General features: G+C 36.0%; 16 protein-coding genes and 1 tRNA gene. 7 read left to right on the top strand and 10 right to left on the bottom strand.

Annotation, left to right across the window (positions count from 1 at the left end; all coding sequences use genetic code 11):
* The first annotated feature begins 11 nt into the window (after positions 1–11).
* The gene (locus PMN2A_RS01600) at positions 12–1,280 is read left to right on the top strand and encodes a hemolysin family protein (protein ID WP_011294273.1); all 1,269 of its coding nucleotides are present in this window, start codon (positions 12–14) and stop codon (positions 1,278–1,280) included.
* A 37-nt stretch (positions 1,281–1,317) separates the two neighbouring features.
* Positions 1,318–2,340: a Gfo/Idh/MocA family protein gene (locus PMN2A_RS01595; RefSeq protein WP_011294272.1), complete on the top strand. Its 1,023-nt coding sequence runs from the start codon at positions 1,318–1,320 to the stop codon at positions 2,338–2,340.
* A gap of 132 nt (positions 2,341–2,472) precedes the next feature.
* On the opposite strand, the gene PMN2A_RS10035 is transcribed toward PMN2A_RS01595, so the two are convergent.
* Together PMN2A_RS10035 and tgt are read right to left on the bottom strand one after the other, a co-directional pair.
* Positions 2,473–2,616, bottom strand: a complete 144-nt coding sequence (locus PMN2A_RS10035; protein WP_011294271.1) for a photosystem II reaction center protein K — start codon at positions 2,614–2,616, stop codon at positions 2,473–2,475.
* 34 nt (positions 2,617–2,650) lie between these two features.
* Complete coding sequence (gene tgt / locus PMN2A_RS01585; protein ID WP_011294270.1) at positions 2,651–3,781, bottom strand: tRNA guanosine(34) transglycosylase Tgt; 1,131 nt, start codon at positions 3,779–3,781, stop codon at positions 2,651–2,653.
* A 73-nt stretch (positions 3,782–3,854) separates the two neighbouring features.
* Between tgt and PMN2A_RS01580 the strand changes: the two genes are divergently transcribed.
* Positions 3,855–4,637, top strand: a complete 783-nt coding sequence (locus PMN2A_RS01580; RefSeq protein WP_071813613.1) for an adenosylcobinamide-GDP ribazoletransferase — start codon at positions 3,855–3,857, stop codon at positions 4,635–4,637.
* Here the strand turns inward: PMN2A_RS01580 and PMN2A_RS01575 are convergent.
* Positions 4,618–5,739: a sensor histidine kinase gene (locus tag PMN2A_RS01575; RefSeq protein WP_011294268.1), complete on the bottom strand. Its 1,122-nt coding sequence runs from the start codon at positions 5,737–5,739 to the stop codon at positions 4,618–4,620. The genes PMN2A_RS01580 and PMN2A_RS01575 overlap by 20 nt on opposite strands.
* 315 nt (positions 5,740–6,054) lie before the next feature.
* Between PMN2A_RS01575 and PMN2A_RS01570 the strand changes: the two genes are divergently transcribed.
* Complete coding sequence (locus tag PMN2A_RS01570; protein ID WP_011294267.1) at positions 6,055–6,423, top strand: DUF3155 domain-containing protein; 369 nt, start codon at positions 6,055–6,057, stop codon at positions 6,421–6,423.
* Here PMN2A_RS01570 and PMN2A_RS01565 read toward each other — a convergent pair.
* Positions 6,420–7,025 carry an alpha/beta hydrolase gene (locus tag PMN2A_RS01565; protein ID WP_011294266.1) on the bottom strand — a complete coding sequence of 202 codons (606 nt, stop codon included), beginning with the start codon at positions 7,023–7,025 and terminating at the stop codon, positions 6,420–6,422. The two genes, PMN2A_RS01570 and PMN2A_RS01565, sit on opposite strands and share 4 nt — an antisense overlap.
* A 64-nt stretch (positions 7,026–7,089) precedes the next feature.
* On the opposite strand from PMN2A_RS01565, the gene purH reads away from it, so the two are divergent.
* A complete protein-coding gene (purH, locus tag PMN2A_RS01560; protein ID WP_011294265.1) occupies positions 7,090–8,646 on the top strand; it encodes a bifunctional phosphoribosylaminoimidazolecarboxamide formyltransferase/IMP cyclohydrolase in 1,557 nt (518 codons plus the stop codon).
* Positions 8,647–8,707: 61 nt separating this feature from the next.
* Here the strand turns inward: purH and PMN2A_RS01555 are convergent, their stop codons facing one another.
* The 4 genes from PMN2A_RS01555 to sfsA form a co-directional block, all read right to left on the bottom strand.
* Positions 8,708–9,241 carry a DoxX family protein gene (locus tag PMN2A_RS01555; RefSeq protein WP_011294264.1) on the bottom strand — a complete coding sequence of 178 codons (534 nt, stop codon included), beginning with the start codon at positions 9,239–9,241 and terminating at the stop codon, positions 8,708–8,710.
* Between the two features lie 62 nt (positions 9,242–9,303).
* On the bottom strand, positions 9,304–10,509 hold the full coding sequence (locus PMN2A_RS01550) for a 4-hydroxy-3-methylbut-2-enyl diphosphate reductase (RefSeq protein ID WP_011294263.1): 1,206 nt from the start codon (positions 10,507–10,509) through the stop codon (positions 9,304–9,306).
* Between the two features lie 119 nt (positions 10,510–10,628).
* Positions 10,629–12,119, bottom strand: coding sequence for an ammonium transporter (locus PMN2A_RS01545; protein WP_011294262.1), 1,491 nt, complete (start codon positions 12,117–12,119; stop codon positions 10,629–10,631).
* Between the two features lie 253 nt (positions 12,120–12,372).
* Positions 12,373–13,149, bottom strand: a complete 777-nt coding sequence (gene sfsA, locus PMN2A_RS01540; protein ID WP_011294261.1) for a DNA/RNA nuclease SfsA — start codon at positions 13,147–13,149, stop codon at positions 12,373–12,375.
* 74 nt (positions 13,150–13,223) lie between these two features.
* Between sfsA and murJ the strand changes: the two genes are divergently transcribed.
* Positions 13,224–14,831 (top strand): murein biosynthesis integral membrane protein MurJ, encoded by a 1,608-nt coding sequence (murJ, locus tag PMN2A_RS01535; protein ID WP_011294260.1) that lies wholly within the window; start codon positions 13,224–13,226, stop codon positions 14,829–14,831.
* Here the strand turns inward: murJ and PMN2A_RS01530 are convergent.
* Both PMN2A_RS01530 and PMN2A_RS01525 read right to left on the bottom strand, forming a co-directional pair.
* Positions 14,818–15,066, bottom strand: a complete 249-nt coding sequence (locus PMN2A_RS01530; protein WP_011294259.1) for a hypothetical protein — start codon at positions 15,064–15,066, stop codon at positions 14,818–14,820. The two genes, murJ and PMN2A_RS01530, sit on opposite strands and share 14 nt — an antisense overlap.
* Positions 15,067–15,106: 40 nt before the next feature.
* A complete protein-coding gene (locus PMN2A_RS01525; RefSeq protein WP_011294258.1) occupies positions 15,107–15,403 on the bottom strand; it encodes a DUF3181 family protein in 297 nt (98 codons plus the stop codon).
* Between the two features lie 181 nt (positions 15,404–15,584).
* Between PMN2A_RS01525 and PMN2A_RS01520 the strand changes: the two genes are divergently transcribed.
* Positions 15,585–15,658, top strand: a tRNA-Arg gene (locus PMN2A_RS01520).
* The last annotated feature ends 40 nt before the right edge of the window (positions 15,659–15,698 follow it).

Genomic DNA, 15,698 nt, shown 5'->3' with positions numbered 1-15,698 from the left:
AAAAATTATTAATGAGTTTATTACTTCTTTGTATATTGCTTGTAATACCAGCATTTTTCAATGCAGGTCAATTTGCCATATTGCGACTTCGTTCAACTAAGGTTCAAAGACTTGTAGAAGATGGACTACCTGGTTCCAATTCCATAATTCGTCTGCAGAAAAGGCTGAGAAGAACCCTTTTAATAGCTGAGTTAGGAATAACTATTTCATTAATTTCAATTGGTTGGATCTGCAAAAATTTCGCAAGTCAATGGTGGGGAAATAATGCTTCAATTAACTATTTGTTAGATCTAGGTCTTTTTATTACTGTTGTACTTTTAGCTACTCTGATATCTGGTCTGCTCCCAAAAGCACTTGTTCTTAATCAACCAGAGACTTCTGCCCTGAAATTATCGCCTCTAATTGAAGCAGCGATAAAATGGATGTCTCCATTCCTTTCTTTGCTTGAAGGACTTGCTTTATTAATTCTTAGATTATTTGGACTTAATACTCAATCAGAAAGTCTTACTACAGCTGCATTCTCTGCAGGGGAATTAGAAAAATTAATTGAAACTGGTGGCGTAACTGGATTAAAACCTGATGAAAGAAACATACTTGAAGGTGTTTTTGCTTTAAGAGATACACAAGTCAGAGAGGTAATGGTTCCTAGGTCAGGAATGGTTACTCTTCCAAGAGAAGTTTCCTTCACTCAAATGATGGAAGAAGTTCATAAAACTCGTCATGCCAGATACTTAGTAATTGATGATTCACTTGATAATGTTCTTGGAGTTTTAGATTTAAGGCAACTTGCTGATCCAATAGCTAAAGGAAAAATGCAAGCTAACTCCTCTTTGGAGCCTTATATAAAGCCAGTTGTTCGTGTTTTAGAAACTTCTACTTTGGCCGAATTGCTACCCCTAATAAAAAATGGGAATCCACTACTTTTGGTCGTTGATGAATATGGAGGAACTGAAGGATTAATAACATCAGCAGACTTAACAGGTGAAATTGTTGGTGACGAGATTCAATTCGATAATAAAGAATCTGAGCTAAGATCTCTTGATGACTTAAAAAAAATATGGCTTACTTCTGGTGAGATAGAAGTAATAGAACTAAATAGAGAGCTTAACTTAAAATTGCCAGAAGCTGATGATCATTACACTCTTGCTGGATTTGTTTTAGAAAAACTCCAAGAAATTCCCAGCTCAGGAGAAACGTTCATTCATAATGAAATTGTATTTGAAATTATCTCCATGAAAGGTCCAAGAATAAACAAAGTAAAAATAATCCTTCCTAAGTAATTTATAAAACAGACTATTAATTAATAAGAAAGTAAACATGAAAACAATTTCCAAGATCAAAGAAAATATTATTCCTGTAAAAGTTGGGGTAATAGGAATTGGGAATATGGGGTGGCATCATGCGAGAGTACTTAGTCTTCTCAAAGATGCTGAGCTAATTGGAGTTGCGGATTTAGACGAAGAACGAGGAAAGTTGGCTATGGAGCAATTTAATTGTAATTGGTTTGGAAACTACAAGGATTTATTACATCAAGTAGAAGCTGTATGTATTGCTGTACCTACGTTATTTCACCATGAAGTTGGTCTAGAATGTCTAAAGGCTGGTAAACATGTTTTAATTGAAAAACCAATAGCAGCAAATAAAGAAGAGGCATCATCTTTGATCAATGCTTCCAACAATGCAAAAAAATTATTACAAGTTGGTCATATAGAAAGATTTAATCCAGCATTTAGAGAATTGACAAAAGTAGTTGCTAATGAAGAAGTTGTAGTTCTTGAAGCAAGAAGGCACAGTCCTCATCCAGAGAGAGCTAATGATGTGTCGGTCGTTTTAGACTTAATGATTCACGATATTGATTTAGTTATTGAACTTGCAAATTCAAAAGTAATAAGACTTGCTGCCGTTGGAGGATGCAGTGGAGATGGACCTATGGATTACGTTAACGCAACACTGGGTTTTCAAAACGGAGTGGTTGCAAGTCTGACTGCAAGCAAAATGAGTCACAAAAAAATCAGAAGTTTGAGCGCTCATTGCAAAGAAAGTCTTATTGAAACAGATTTCCTAAATCACAATATTCACATTCATAGAAAGGCTCATGAATGGTATTCAGCTGATCATGGAGAATTACTTTATAGAAACGATGGTTTTATTGAAGAAGTGAGTACAACATCAATTGAGCCGTTGTATGCAGAACTGGAGCATTTTCTACAATGCGTCAGAGGGGAAGAGAAGCCAGCTGTAGACGGGCTTCAAGCTTCTAGAGCACTTCATCTGGCTGATTTAATTGAAAAGGCAGTATCAACATCAAGTGAAGACATTTTGCTAAGCAAAGGGATCTAGATAAGCCTGATTAATTAACTCAAAAAAATAAAATATTTGCCCGATGTCTTACTTCGAACAAAAATTTTATTTTGTTAAGAATATCTAATCGATTAGTTAATTTTTTAAAAATCCAGCAGAAAAACTTCGCTTTTAACGAAAGCCAACTGCCGCTTGCCAAACAAAAACAAGCAGAAAAAAGAAAAGAGGTATTAGCGGAAGTACATCCACTGTTGGTGCAAAAGCTTGGTATGCAAGTGGAAGTTCAGCAAGCAAGTCGAAATTAATCAGTGCCATCCCTAAGAAATAATGGACGTATCAAGCACGCACGCTACCACGTATGACGCGCTTTAGAGTCACTCTGCCACGGAGCGAAATCCTCTGAAAAACAACCTTCAGTAATTGCTTGCCTCATAGCACCTGTAAAACGGATCAAATGCGTAAGGTTATGGATACTCAAAAGTGTAAGACCTAGTAATTCTTTATTGCGAATTAAATGATGAATATATGCTCTTGAATATCCCGTACAAGCTTCACAAGTACATGTTGGGTCTAATGAGCTGTAATCGTCTTTAAAACGTGAATTCCTTAGATTCCATGTTTCTCCATTAACTAATGCGCTTCCATGCCTTCCCAGCCGCGTAGGAATTACACAATCGAACATGTCAACTCCATTTGCTACTGCAATGGCCATTTCTCTTAAGGTTCCAATTCCCATTAAGTATCTAGGTCGATCTTGAGGTAATAAAGGGCAGGTTTCTCGTACGATTTTGTGCATTTGATTTATGGGTTCACCTACGCTTACTCCTCCAATAGCAATTCCTGGTAAACCGAATCCTGAGACAATTTTTGCACTTAATTCCCTTAAATGAGGGAAGCAACCACCTTGAACTATTCCAAAAACTGCTTGATCATTTTTCTTATGAGCATTCAAACATCTCTCCAACCAATGATGGGTTCTCTTGCAAGCCTCCTCAACGTCTGATTCGCTTGCTGGGTAAGGGGGGCATTGATCAAAAGCCATTGCCACATCTGACCCTAAAGCCATTTGAATTTCAATAGCTTTTTCAGGAGTCAAATAAATATGTTTACCATCTCTTGGACTTTGAAACGAGACTCCTTCATCATCTATTTTATTTAATTTTGCCAAACTAAATACTTGAAAGCCTCCTGAGTCAGTAAGAATTGGTTTATTCCAACTCATAAATTTATGTAGTCCTCCTGCATCTTGAACTATTTTTTCTCCTGGTTGAAGATGAAGATGAAAAGTATTTGCAAGAATCATTTCAGCCCCTGTTTTCTCAAGTTGCTGAGATGTAACTCCTTTGACTGTTCCTAAAGTCCCAACAGGCATGAATTTTGGAGTATTTACAATTCCATTTGGAGTTTTAAAAGAACAGACACGAGCTAATGTCGTTTTGCATCTACTTTTTATTTGGAAATCGAATAAGGGCTTTTTCAATTATTCTTAAATATTCCATAACTTAAATTAGTTATATAACTAATTTGAGAGTTAAGGAACAGTTGAGGCTGTAATTCTGATTTTTAAAAACTGGCTAGGTGACCTTGCAGGTGCATGGGTCTTCTACACAATTCTGCCTCAATGGCCATTACTTAAACCTAGGTTCAAAAGAATTGCTCGCTTTGCTCCTTTAATAGGACTTTTAATCGGCTTTTCACAATCTTTTTTTTGGCTTGTATTTAACTACTTTGATTGGCCTCATACTTCTATCGCCTTGATATCTATTGCAATTAGCATCTGCATAACTGGTGGACTTCATATTGACGGGTTAATGGATACGGCTGATGGGATTGGTGCAGGGCCATCAAAGCAAATTGAGGCCATGAAAGACAGCCGAGTTGGAGCTATAGGTGTGCAAAGTTTAGTAATTATTTTAGTCCTTCAAATAGCCGCAATTATCAAACTTGGTTTTTATGCTCCTTTTGCTTTTCCAATAGCCGCCTTCTGGGGACGATTCTCCCAAATATTTGCTATTGAAAATTATGAATATATTCTCAATAAAGAGTTTGGTTCCATTCATCAAAAATACTGGAGAGGCATCTCCCAAGAAATAAGACCTTCATTAATAATAATTTGTATTGGCATAATATTTTTTTTATCTACAACCAACTTAAATTTATCTAATACTTTATTATTGGTATATTGCATTTTCTCAGGATTAACAACTTCAATATTAATCCCACACTTTATAAATAAATTGCTAGGAGGACATAATGGTGATAGTTATGGAGCAGGTTTAGTGATAACGGAAACTACTAATTTATTACTATTAAGTATCATTTTGGTTCCAAATTAAAAACGAAAGCATTCCCTGATTCAGGCAAAGAGTTTTTAAATTTGCTTGGATCAACTAATAACTGCAAATCTCCACCTAGTTGTCTAGCCAAATCTCTAGCAAGAGCAAGACCTATCCCACTTCCAGACATTTTTGAACCACTTTCTCCCCTAAAACCCTTCTGAAAAATCTTTTCTCTTTCTTCCTCCTTTATTGGGGTGCCCTCATCCCAAATACATATCCCCTCTTCGATTACTTCAATACCAATAGAGGCTTTAGGAGGGCTATACCGAAATGCGTTCTCCAAAAGATTTGCAACTATTTCAGCAATAACTCCTTCTGAAATTGATTTTGCTTCCATCCATAATGGCCATTTTGAAGGCCCATACCAGTTCCTGCCTTGCAAATTAGCTCTAGCCTTAGCTCTCTCAATCAATGGCTCGATTAAGCTTTTTACACTGATGTAAGTCTCACTTGGCAAAAGTGGAGGCAAGAGCAATCTGTTTGATCCATCATCAGCTTGAGGTAGTTTTACCTGACTAAGTTGATCGAGCGCAGAAAGATATTTATTAACTTGTGCTTGTTCGTTCATCAGACCTTTTACAAGGTTTTCATTTTCACTTTCAGGACCTATTTTCCTCAAAAGAAGTTTTGCATAGGTACCAAGAGCAGCTAGTGGATTTCTGAGCTGATGAACCATTAATGATATCTGCTCCTTTTGATCATCTAATTGATCTAATAACCTTTTTCTATCAAGTTCAGAAGCGAGAGAGTTAGCCATCAAAATTGACATTGATTGCAGGCGTTGATCAAGAGACTCACGCCATTCTTCTTCAGTAGCGAATCTCTCCGCGCGTATAACGCCTAACAATATTGACCCCTCCTGCAATGGGTACCATCTTCTATTAGAAGATGGTGTGCGAAGGGCAGTATCAGTTTCTACTGGCTGTAAAAATTTCTCTGACTTCGGCCACTGGCCTACTACTTCCAAAGTAGGGGATCCACTTTCTCCAGATCTAGCTACATAAACAACAACATGCTCGAGCTCCTGATCAGCTTGAAAGCTCATCAACTGTTGTTGAACAAAATTCAAAAACCGTTCTGAATACTGCGTTGAAGTCATTCTGCAATTTTAGACAGGGGAAACGAAATATTCAAAAACTTGAAAAAATTGAAAAAAGTATTAAGATGTTAATAAAGAATTTAGATTACTTAACTAGGAGGCTATCTCAAATTTAATCAAAAAGTGAGCACTTTAAGTGACTTTGAGGCTGTTGCAGAGATTGATGGGTAACCTCTGTAGTCAACTTTTTAATTATTTGAGACAAACTTTTCTCCTCAGTTTCAACTTATTTTTCTTAAAAACTCTTGCTTAGTCTAGAGCTAATAAAAAAGAAAAACCTCTAACTCTCTCCCAACAAATAAAGGTAGTTTTTTCATGTCTAAGAAGCGCAAAAGAATTAGCAGAAGAAGACTTGCAGGACAGCGTGTTATGTCTCATGTACCTATTTTCCATCTAGGTACAGGTCAGCACAAGCCAGTAACAGCAGCCAGAAGATTTATTGCAGAAGAGGGGCTCTATGCTCCAGCGATATTAAATGTACGTCGTAATGAACACACAACTGATCGATTTTTTTGGGGGGAGAAAGGTTTGTTCAGTGCTCAATATGCTGAAGAAAATCATTTTCTGTTCCCTTCTTTAAGAGTAATTGTTGAATTTCTAGGTGAAGACAAAATCTTTGCTGGTTTAGAACTTACAGCAGATGACTGGGAAGAAATCGAAGAGTACGAATACGCTTTTGTTTAACTTAAAAATTGTTGTTCAATTTTTCCACGGCAATAATGAATTAGATCATTATTAATTTCATGGCCTCCATCAAAAAAATATAATTCTGCTTTAATTCCATTTTTTAACAACATATCAAGGCTTTTATTAGAAGCAGCTTTGGGAACCACATCGTCCATTTCCCCATGGCAAAGAAAAATAGGTGACATATTTTTCATAGGTTCCCAATCTGGATGTGGATAAGAGCTAAGTGCAAAAACTCCCTGAAATTTAATTCTTGTTGCAAGATCTAAAGCCATTGCACCTCCTTGAGAAAAGCCCAATAACACTGTCTTTTCTAAAGGAATTTGTTTAGTGCAAAGATTATTTAAGCGTTTTTCAAGATCTAATACTGCATTTGGGACCTGCTCCCACTCGTGAGGGTATAAAGGGTACCATTGCCTACCTGATCCACTTGGATGAGGCTGAGGAGCAGAGAGAGAAATTATTTCAAAAGGATCTTTTAATCCATCAGTTAATAATTTTCCAATAGGCATTAAATCATGGGCATCTGCCCCCCAACCATGAAGTAAAACCAATCTATTTGTTGCGGATTCAGAATTTAAGGAGATGAGTTCAGTCATCTTGAATGCAATATGCTTCTTTGATGCGTAGGTTATCGAAAAGAATCGATTTCAAAAAATAAAAATGTCACCGATAGCTCTGCTAAGTGTCTCAGACAAAACTGGCTTAATTCCACTTGCGAAAGCATTAGTTAATGATCTGGGCTTCAAAATCATTTCAAGTGGCGGGACTGCAAAGTTAATTGAGAGTGAAAATCTTCCTGTTACAAGAGTCGCAGATTACACAGGATTCCCAGAGATTCTTGGAGGAAGAGTAAAAACTCTAAACCCAAAAATTCATGGAGGGATATTAGCCAGACGAGATAAACAATCTCATTTAGATGATTTAGATAAACAAAATATCAATCCAATAGACTTGGTGGTTGTTAACTTATATCCATTTGTAAAAACAATTTCCAAAGAGAATGTTTCATGGGAGGAAGCTATCGAAAATATTGATATTGGTGGTCCAACAATGATCCGAGCAGCAGCAAAAAACCATCAAGATGTTCTTGTAGTTACTGATCCAAGTCAATACTCAAACTTAATTGATGCCTATAAATCAAAAAAGATCACTACTGAATTACGAAAAAAATATTCGCAACAAGCTTTTGAGCATACCGCGACGTATGACCTAACAATAAGTAATTGGATTGCCAACCAAAGCTCCTCAAAAAAGGTTTCTTGGTTGCAAAGCTTGCCATTAAAGCAAGAACTTAGGTATGGAGAAAATCCTCATCAAAAAGCTTCATGGTATGGAGAGCCTGAAAAAGGATGGAGTGGAGCTAATCAATTACAAGGCAAAGAATTAAGTACAAATAATCTTCTAGATCTGGAGGCTGCTTTATCTACTCTTCGTGAATTTGGGTATAAAAATAATATTAGTAACCCTTCATATCAAAAAGCAGCGGTAGTAATTAAGCATACAAATCCTTGTGGAGTAGCTATTGGAGATTCTCCATCTTCAGCTCTTAAAAGAGCATTAGATGGCGATAGAGTAAGTGCTTTTGGGGGTATTATTGCTATCAATTGCCCCGTTGATGAAGCTGCAGCAAAAGAAATTGAAAATATATTTATTGAATGTGTTGTAGCTCCATATTTTGATGAAACTGCAAAAGAAATACTTTCAAAAAAGAAAAATCTTAGGCTCTTAGAATTAAAAGCTGAGTCTGTCCAAAAAGCAGATAAAAATCACATAAGAAGCATACTTGGTGGTTTATTAATTCAAGATTTAGACGAACCAAGTATTGATCAAAAAAAATGGAAAAGTGTTACTGAACTAATCCCAACAGATGAAGAAATGAATGACTTATCTTTTGCTTGGAAAATTGTAAAACATATACGATCAAACGCAATAGCTGTTGCATCCAATCAGCAGAGTCTAGGGATTGGAGCTGGCCAAATGAATAGGGTAGGTTCAGCAAAACTTGCATTAGAAGCTGCTGGTACAAAATCAAAAGGTGCTGTTTTGGCTAGTGATGGTTTTTTCCCATTCGACGATACTGTAAAGATGGCTTCTGATTATGGTATTAGTTCAATTATTCAGCCTGGTGGAAGCATTAGAGACGAAGATTCTATTAAAGCCTGCAATGAATTAGGAATAAAAATGATTCTTACTGGTAAAAGGCACTTTTTACATTGAGTCAAACTCAAAGAGTTGGATTTCTTAAATATATTATTTCTTACTTTAAATTTATACTTAATTATGATCCTTTTGGATAATAAGTTATTTTATTGGATTTCCTTAAAAGTGATAATCTACCAGGACCTGCACACAAGAAATAAAATGATATTGCTGCATAAATAGCGGATAATTCAAAAATATAATTGTGATTTTCGACTACAGCAAAAGGGAATCCCTCTAAACCAGTATCTATGAAATGGAAATACAAAGCAAAAACCATAGTTGAGAGTAGACCCAAAGAGGATAATCTTGCCAATACTCCGGTTGCCAGTCCAATTGGACAAACTATTTGAGTTACTGCCGCCAAATAAGTCCAAATCACAGGATCACCAGGAAGAAAGCTGAAGTATTTGCCTACCACAAATTCGGCGAATCCTCCTGGATCACTCAATTTTTCCAGACCGTGATGAACCATGAACAAACTAAAACTAACTCTCAGTACAAAGATTGACAGTTCACCAAAAATATTCACTTCACCTTCAGGGCTTTGAACAACCACTTCAACTTTTTGTGAATCAGGATCTTTAAGATTAGATTTGTTTGCTTGAGTCATCTTCCACTAAAAACTATTAACTATCCTACGAGAGATTGGAGCAAAATTGCGTTTTTTTCTTATCAAAAATTTTCGCCTATTTTCATTAGCTTGTGAATAACATCTTCGACTACACGGTCAGGAGTTGAAGCACCCGAAGTAATACCTACACTAATATTTCCGTTTTGAAGAAAATTTTCCTCAGTTAACAATTCACCTCCCTCTAGAGGCATATGAGTAATGGTATTCGTCTCTTCTCCAATTCTCTCTGGAGTATCAATATGAAATGAACGAATCCCCCTGCTGATTGCGATTTCTTGAAGATGAGTTGTGTTAGAAGAATTGAATCCACCAATTACAACCATAAGATCAAGAGGTTCATCAACTAGCGAAAACATTGCTCCTTGTCTTTCTTCAGTAGCATCACAAATGGTATTAATAGCTAGAAAATGTTCATTCAATTGAGCAGGTCCAAATCTTTGCAACATTGTTTTCTCAAACAATCGTCCTATTTCCTCAGTTTCGCTTTTTAACATTGTGGTCTGATTAGCAACTCCAACTTTTTGCAAATCCTTATCGGGATCGAACCCTGCTGAAGAGGCTTTTGAAAAACGCTTTAAGAAATCTTCTCTATTTCCTTTGCCTAAAATATAATCAGAAACATAATTCGCCTCTTCAAGGTCAAATAGGACTAGGTAAGTCCCTGCAAAAGAACTAGTCGCTAGAGTTTCTTCGTGTTTATATTTGCCATGAATAATTGATGTGAATGTATGTTTTTTATGCTTTTCGACAGTATGCCAAACTTTTGAAACCCATGGGCAAGTGGTATCAATAATATGACAACCTCTATCGTGTAAGAGCTTCATATCTTGAACCGTTGCTCCAAATGCAGGAAGAATTACTACATCTCCATCTTTTACTACAGAAAAATCTTTAACCCCTTTTTCCTCAGAAATAAAAAGAACATTCATTTTCCTCAAATGATCATTCACAGAGGGGTTATGAATGATTTCATTAGTGATCCAAATTCTTTCATTTGGATAATGCTTCCTAGTCTCGTAAGCCATTGCTACTGATCTTTCTACTCCCCAACAAAATCCAAAAGCTTCTGCAAGTTTAACTTTTAATCTCCCGTGCTCTAAAAGATTTCCATTTTCTCTAATAGATCCAATTAAACCACTTTGATAAGCCTCTGCAAGTGCTTGGGCTCGCTTATTTGCTGAACCAAATCCTCTTCGGTTGTAACGATCCGATTTATGAAGAGTTTGCTTAAAGGCTTGAGTATCCATTTCAATTAAATAGTAAAAAACAAATTGATAGGAATCTCATCACTATTAAACCACAATAAAAAAGCCCAGATATATTCTGGGCTTTTTTAGATTTAATGTAAGACAATTAAACAAGTTAACTAGCTAGAAGCAAAGTCAGGATAAGCCTCCATTCCATGCTCGCCAATATCAAGTCCCTGTGTCTCTTCTGCTTCGCTAACTCTGATACCTCCGAAGAAGCCACCAATAATTTGCCAAGCAATCCAGCATGTCACAACAGTCCATATGCCATAAGCAGCTGCACCCAATGCTTGAATGAAGAATTGGTTAATTCCTCCTCCATTGAGAAGACCAATTCCTGCAGCTCCAGGATCCATGCCATCAACGCCCCAAAGGCCGATAACAACAGTTCCCCAAACTCCACAAACACCGTGAACTGAGAATGCACCAACTGGATCATCAATGCCTGCAGAATCCAGAGCAGCTACTGCAACTACGACGATTAATCCACCTACAGCACCAGCAAGCCAAGATCCAGCAAAAGTCATATTGCCACAACCAGCAGTGATACTTACTAATCCAGCAAGAATGCCATTGATGATCATGGTTAGATCAGGCTTACCAGAAGTAATGGTAGATAGGACTGTAGCGGCGATTGCGCCACCAGCTGCTGCCAAAGTTGTTGTAACTGCAACGTAAGCAACATATTGATCCATAGCTAATTCTGAGCCAGGGTTGAATCCATACCAACCAATCCAAAGGATTAGTGCTCCTAAAGTTGCAATAGCCATATTGTGTCCAGGCATCGCTTGAGCTTTGCCATCAACAAATTTGCCAATACGAGGTCCAAGAAGCATTGCTCCAACAAGACCTGCCCAACCTCCAACAGAGTGGACAATAGATGAACCTGCGAAATCAATAAAACCAAGTTCAGCAAGCCAACCACCGTTCCATTGCCAACTTCCTGCAATTGGATAGATAAAAGCAGTCAAAACTATAGAGAAAACAACAAATTCACCGAATTTGACTCTCTCAGCAACCAATCCTGAAACGATCGTTGCAGCAGTACCAGCAAAAGCAGATTGGAAAAGGAAATCAACTGCTGGGACAAGACAACCTGTATCTCCTGCGGCTGCACACTCAAGTGCACCTGAAGGGTCAGGATCAACGAATAAGCCTTGGAAATAAAGCCATCCATCAATAACTGAACCGCCATACATTAATGAATAACCAATTACCCAGTAGGCAGTAACAGCAAGAGCAAAAACAAATAAATTTTTAGCTAAAATGTTGACCGCATTTTTTTGACGGCACATACCAGCTTCAACCATTGCGAATCCCGCGTTCATAAAAATAACGAGGATTGTGGCTATAAATAACCAAAGGTTGTCAGCCAAGAAAGAAGCGGCTTGTGGTCCTGTTAAATCTGAGAGAGCAACCTCAGCTCTAGCAGAGAAAGTGAAAACACCTAATCCCAGAAGAGCCAATGGGATAGAGGCTAGCCATGCCCAAGACTGACTTCTTCTAAAACCTTTAATACTTCTTAGAAGAAGCATTGGCCCGTTCAAAAGACTTGCGTCTTGGAGACGAGAAGTAGTTCGCCTTGGAGGCGATTGCAAAGCAGTGGTCATAAATGATGCTTACTTCGAGAAAAAGAAATGGATAGTTAATCCAAAATTTATACAATATTAAATATGTATGCAACATATACTTACAAGATGTAAGTGTTGATACAAAAAAGAGTTTGGTCTTGAAAATATGTTCTTATTTACACATTTATCAACTCAATTAATTGAATTTACAAATCCTACACAGAGTTGAAATAGTCCAATCAAAAGCAAGGACTAGTTAAAATAGCTAAACTATATACACCTGTGATTTATGTTAAAATTGTTTATTTTCTCTCGACTTCTGAAAAGGTCTAATACCTTCCCAAGTGATGTGATCTATAAAGAAACCAAATGCGCATGGAATCACTTCAACACCCTTAGTTAATGCCTCTCTAAACAACCTCCCATACTCAGGATCTGCTATTTCACCAGGTGCAAAAAGTTCTATATCGCTTCTACTAATACAAGGAATTAGCACTGCTCGAGAATCTGGATAAACACTCATTAATTCTTTTAAATGTTTTTGACCTCTAGTCGTTACTGTATCTGGGAACAATGCTAAAGAATCTTCACACCAAGTTGTATTTTTAACCTCGACAAAAATCTTTCTACTATCTTCATTCTGAATGCTTGGATAAAGCAATAGATCAATTCTACTTTTTCTTTCTAAACCATAAACAACTTCAGGCTTAATGCTTGAAATTTGACCAAATTGCCTCTCTAAACAATTTGCTTCAATTAAATGTTTAATCAACTTATTAGGCAAAGATGTATTAATACCAACCCAGCATTTCTTGTTCTCATTGTGACTAGGAACCTCAGCTTGCTCCCAAGACCAATCTAATTTACGTTTAGGTGAAGGAGAATACTTGAGTCTGACTCTCCGCCCAGGCCACAAAACCCCTTTCATTGGTCCTGTATTTGCACAATGCGCTGTAACAACCTCTCCATCATCCAACTCAATATCGGCCAAAAACCTCTTATATCTCTTAATCAATATTCCCTCTTTAAGAGGAGGAAACTTAATAATGGTTTCACCAATTTCAATCACTTAATTAACATCCAAGTAAAACAAGAACTACAAAATGTTTTAGGAAATGAAAGCTCTCTTTTTTCAAATTTAACATGTCGAAATCAATCAAAGAAATTGCTTTCTTCGTAAGTTTAGGAACTTTATTGAGCAAATTTGGAGGGTTGGCTAGGCAATTAGTTATTGCTGGTGCTTTTGGAATTAATGCTGCATATGATGCATATAATTATGCTTATATTATACCTGGTTTTTTCTTAGTCCTGTTAGGGGGTATTAATGGTCCATTACATAACTCAATGGTTACACTATTGGCAGATAAAAATAAAGTTGAGAGTAGATTATTTATAAGTTCAATCAATAATATTTTATCTATAATACTATTAATTATAAGTTTATTTATTTTCTTTTCATCTGATTTTTTGATTAATTTAGTTGGACCGAGTTTAACCCCTGAAATAAAAGAAATAGCATCCTATCAATTAAAAATAATGTCTCCAATAATCTTTCTATCTGGATTAATAGGTCTTGGATTTGGATCACTAAATGCTAAAAAAGAATTTTTCATTCCCTCTATATCTCCATTAATTTCAAGTCTAATAATCATAATTTCAATATCAAACTTTTGGATAAATAAAGGAAATACGACTGATCTAGATACACTGAATATGAGAGGAGGAATTATTTTAGCAAAGGCAACATTTATAGGTGCCCTATCTCAATATTTAATTCAAATACCGTTCCTAATTAAAAAAGGAATATTTGCGATAAGTTTTTCAATACAAACAAAATATTCAGAAATAAAAAGGGCCTTGAGCATGATTGCCCCTGCATCACTTTCTTCAGGGATGATACAAATTAATGTTTTTACTGATTTATTCTTTGCATCAAAAATAGTAGGTGCTGCAGCTGCCTTAAGTTACGCAAACTTTTTAGTTCAAGCACCTCTTGGAATAGTATCAAATACTATTTTAATTCCATTATTACCGGTTTTTGTAAGTTTAAGAGCTCGAGAAAATCATTTAAAATTGATCAAAAAAATTCATCAGGGATTAATTCTTTCTTCGACTTCTATGGTGTTTTTAGGGTCGATATTTATTTCACTTTCTACTCCAATAGTTATATTAATCTATGGTAGAGGTTCATTCAATCAAAATGCGGTTGATGTAGTAAGTCAACTATTAATTGCATATGGAATAGGAATGCCTTTTTATCTATGTAGAGATCTATTGGTGAGAGTTTTTTATGGTATAGAGGATGCAAAAACACCATTTAGAATATCAATCATAGCAATATTACTAAATTTATTTTTTGACTGGTTTTTCATAGGAGGTTCAAGTCCATGGGGGGAGCTATCACCGCTAAACTTAGGAGTAAATGGATTAGTCTTTTCAACTACATTTGTTAACTTCTTCGCTTGTACACTTTTACTATTTAAATTAAACCATAAATTAGATAAACTAGATTTACCTAATCTATTAGCTCAGAATCTACGAATTATTCTAATTGGTTTAATTTCTGGTATTTGCTCATTTTTTATTTTTAAAATAATATTTTTACCCTATAGTTTTATCAATTTATTATTGAAATTAATAATTTCATCTGGAATTAGTCTGATTATCTTTTATTGTCTAGCAATTATTCTTAAAATTGATGAGATTGATAATTTAAATAAGTTTTTAAAGGAGAAGTTTATTCGTCTTTAAGAAAAACATCTTTTTCTGATCTAACTTTAAGTGGAATCTCCAAACAATTCATTTCATCAGTTTTTACTCCACTTACTGAGAGAATTCTTGCTTCGATACCAAACTCTTGAAAAGCTATTTCCATCTCTTTCATTAGTTCCTTTTCAACCTGTGCATCAGCATCAGCAACTTTCCCTATAAGTCTCTCTCCTAATCGACCAATTCGCTGCCTTACAACCTCTCTGGCATTAGTCACTTGAATGATTAGCAAGAAAAAAGAAGCAATTGATCAAATCTTATCTGCAATAGGGTTCTAAAATCTCCTCAAGGTCAAAGAATTGATTTGGTGGAATTAATTTTGATAACGGCAATCGCGTGATACCTCCGCCAAGTTTCACTTGAATTCCTTCAAGACCTTTTCTAGCTGCAACATTTGCACCTTGATCAAAGTTAGCCTGACATTCAATAGCTAAGTCCTTTGCAAGGCCCGCATCACCTAGATAAAGGTTCCAATTTCCAACTTGAATAAATAATCTGTCAGCTATTGACATCGCAAGCTCATTAATTTGCGATGAATCGATAGAAGTGGACATAAACCTAGTTTTTTCTATTGTTAATGACCTTAGGCAGAGATTGGTTCCTTTCTTAAAATAAAAAAAATTAATGGAATAACAACTTTTTAAGTTTCTCGATGTTATTTCAATGAATTTTTAAGGCATAGATACAAACATATTTTTCTATTCTTTGGGAGACAATCTGATATTGTTTTTTCATGCGCCTGTAGCTCAGCGGATTAGAGCATCTGACTACGGATCAGAGGGTCGGGAGTTCGAATCTCTCCAGGCGCGTTTAAAAAATTTGTAAATCCATATATAAACTGAAAATAAG

Source organism: Prochlorococcus marinus str. NATL2A (assembly GCF_000012465.1).
In the GTDB taxonomy this organism is placed as follows: Bacteria; Cyanobacteriota; Cyanobacteriia; order PCC-6307; family Cyanobiaceae; genus Prochlorococcus_B; species Prochlorococcus_B marinus_B.
Note: the sequence above shows the minus strand (reverse complement) of the source record. Positions and strands in the feature narration are given on the sequence as shown.

Excerpts from the sequence above, each read along its gene's own strand:
- murJ (WP_011294260.1), top strand. The coding sequence starts at position 13,224 with ATGTCGAAATCAATCAAAGAAATTGCTTTCTTCGTAAGTTTAGGAACT.
- PMN2A_RS01545 (WP_011294262.1), bottom strand. The coding sequence starts at position 12,119 with ATGACCACTGCTTTGCAATCGCCTCCAAGGCGAACTACTTCTCGTCTC.
- PMN2A_RS01595 (WP_011294272.1), top strand. The coding sequence starts at position 1,318 with ATGAAAACAATTTCCAAGATCAAAGAAAATATTATTCCTGTAAAAGTT.
- purH (WP_011294265.1), top strand. The coding sequence starts at position 7,090 with ATGTCACCGATAGCTCTGCTAAGTGTCTCAGACAAAACTGGCTTAATT.
- PMN2A_RS01575 (WP_011294268.1), bottom strand. The coding sequence starts at position 5,739 with ATGACTTCAACGCAGTATTCAGAACGGTTTTTGAATTTTGTTCAACAA.
- PMN2A_RS01565 (WP_011294266.1), bottom strand. The coding sequence starts at position 7,025 with ATGACTGAACTCATCTCCTTAAATTCTGAATCCGCAACAAATAGATTG.
- PMN2A_RS01550 (WP_011294263.1), bottom strand. The coding sequence starts at position 10,509 with ATGGATACTCAAGCCTTTAAGCAAACTCTTCATAAATCGGATCGTTAC.
- PMN2A_RS01555 (WP_011294264.1), bottom strand. The coding sequence starts at position 9,241 with ATGACTCAAGCAAACAAATCTAATCTTAAAGATCCTGATTCACAAAAA.
- PMN2A_RS01570 (WP_011294267.1), top strand. The coding sequence starts at position 6,055 with ATGTCTAAGAAGCGCAAAAGAATTAGCAGAAGAAGACTTGCAGGACAG.
- PMN2A_RS01600 (WP_011294273.1), top strand. The coding sequence starts at position 12 with ATGAGTTTATTACTTCTTTGTATATTGCTTGTAATACCAGCATTTTTC.
- PMN2A_RS01525 (WP_011294258.1), bottom strand. The coding sequence starts at position 15,403 with ATGTCCACTTCTATCGATTCATCGCAAATTAATGAGCTTGCGATGTCA.
- PMN2A_RS10035 (WP_011294271.1), bottom strand. The coding sequence starts at position 2,616 with ATGGCACTGATTAATTTCGACTTGCTTGCTGAACTTCCACTTGCATAC.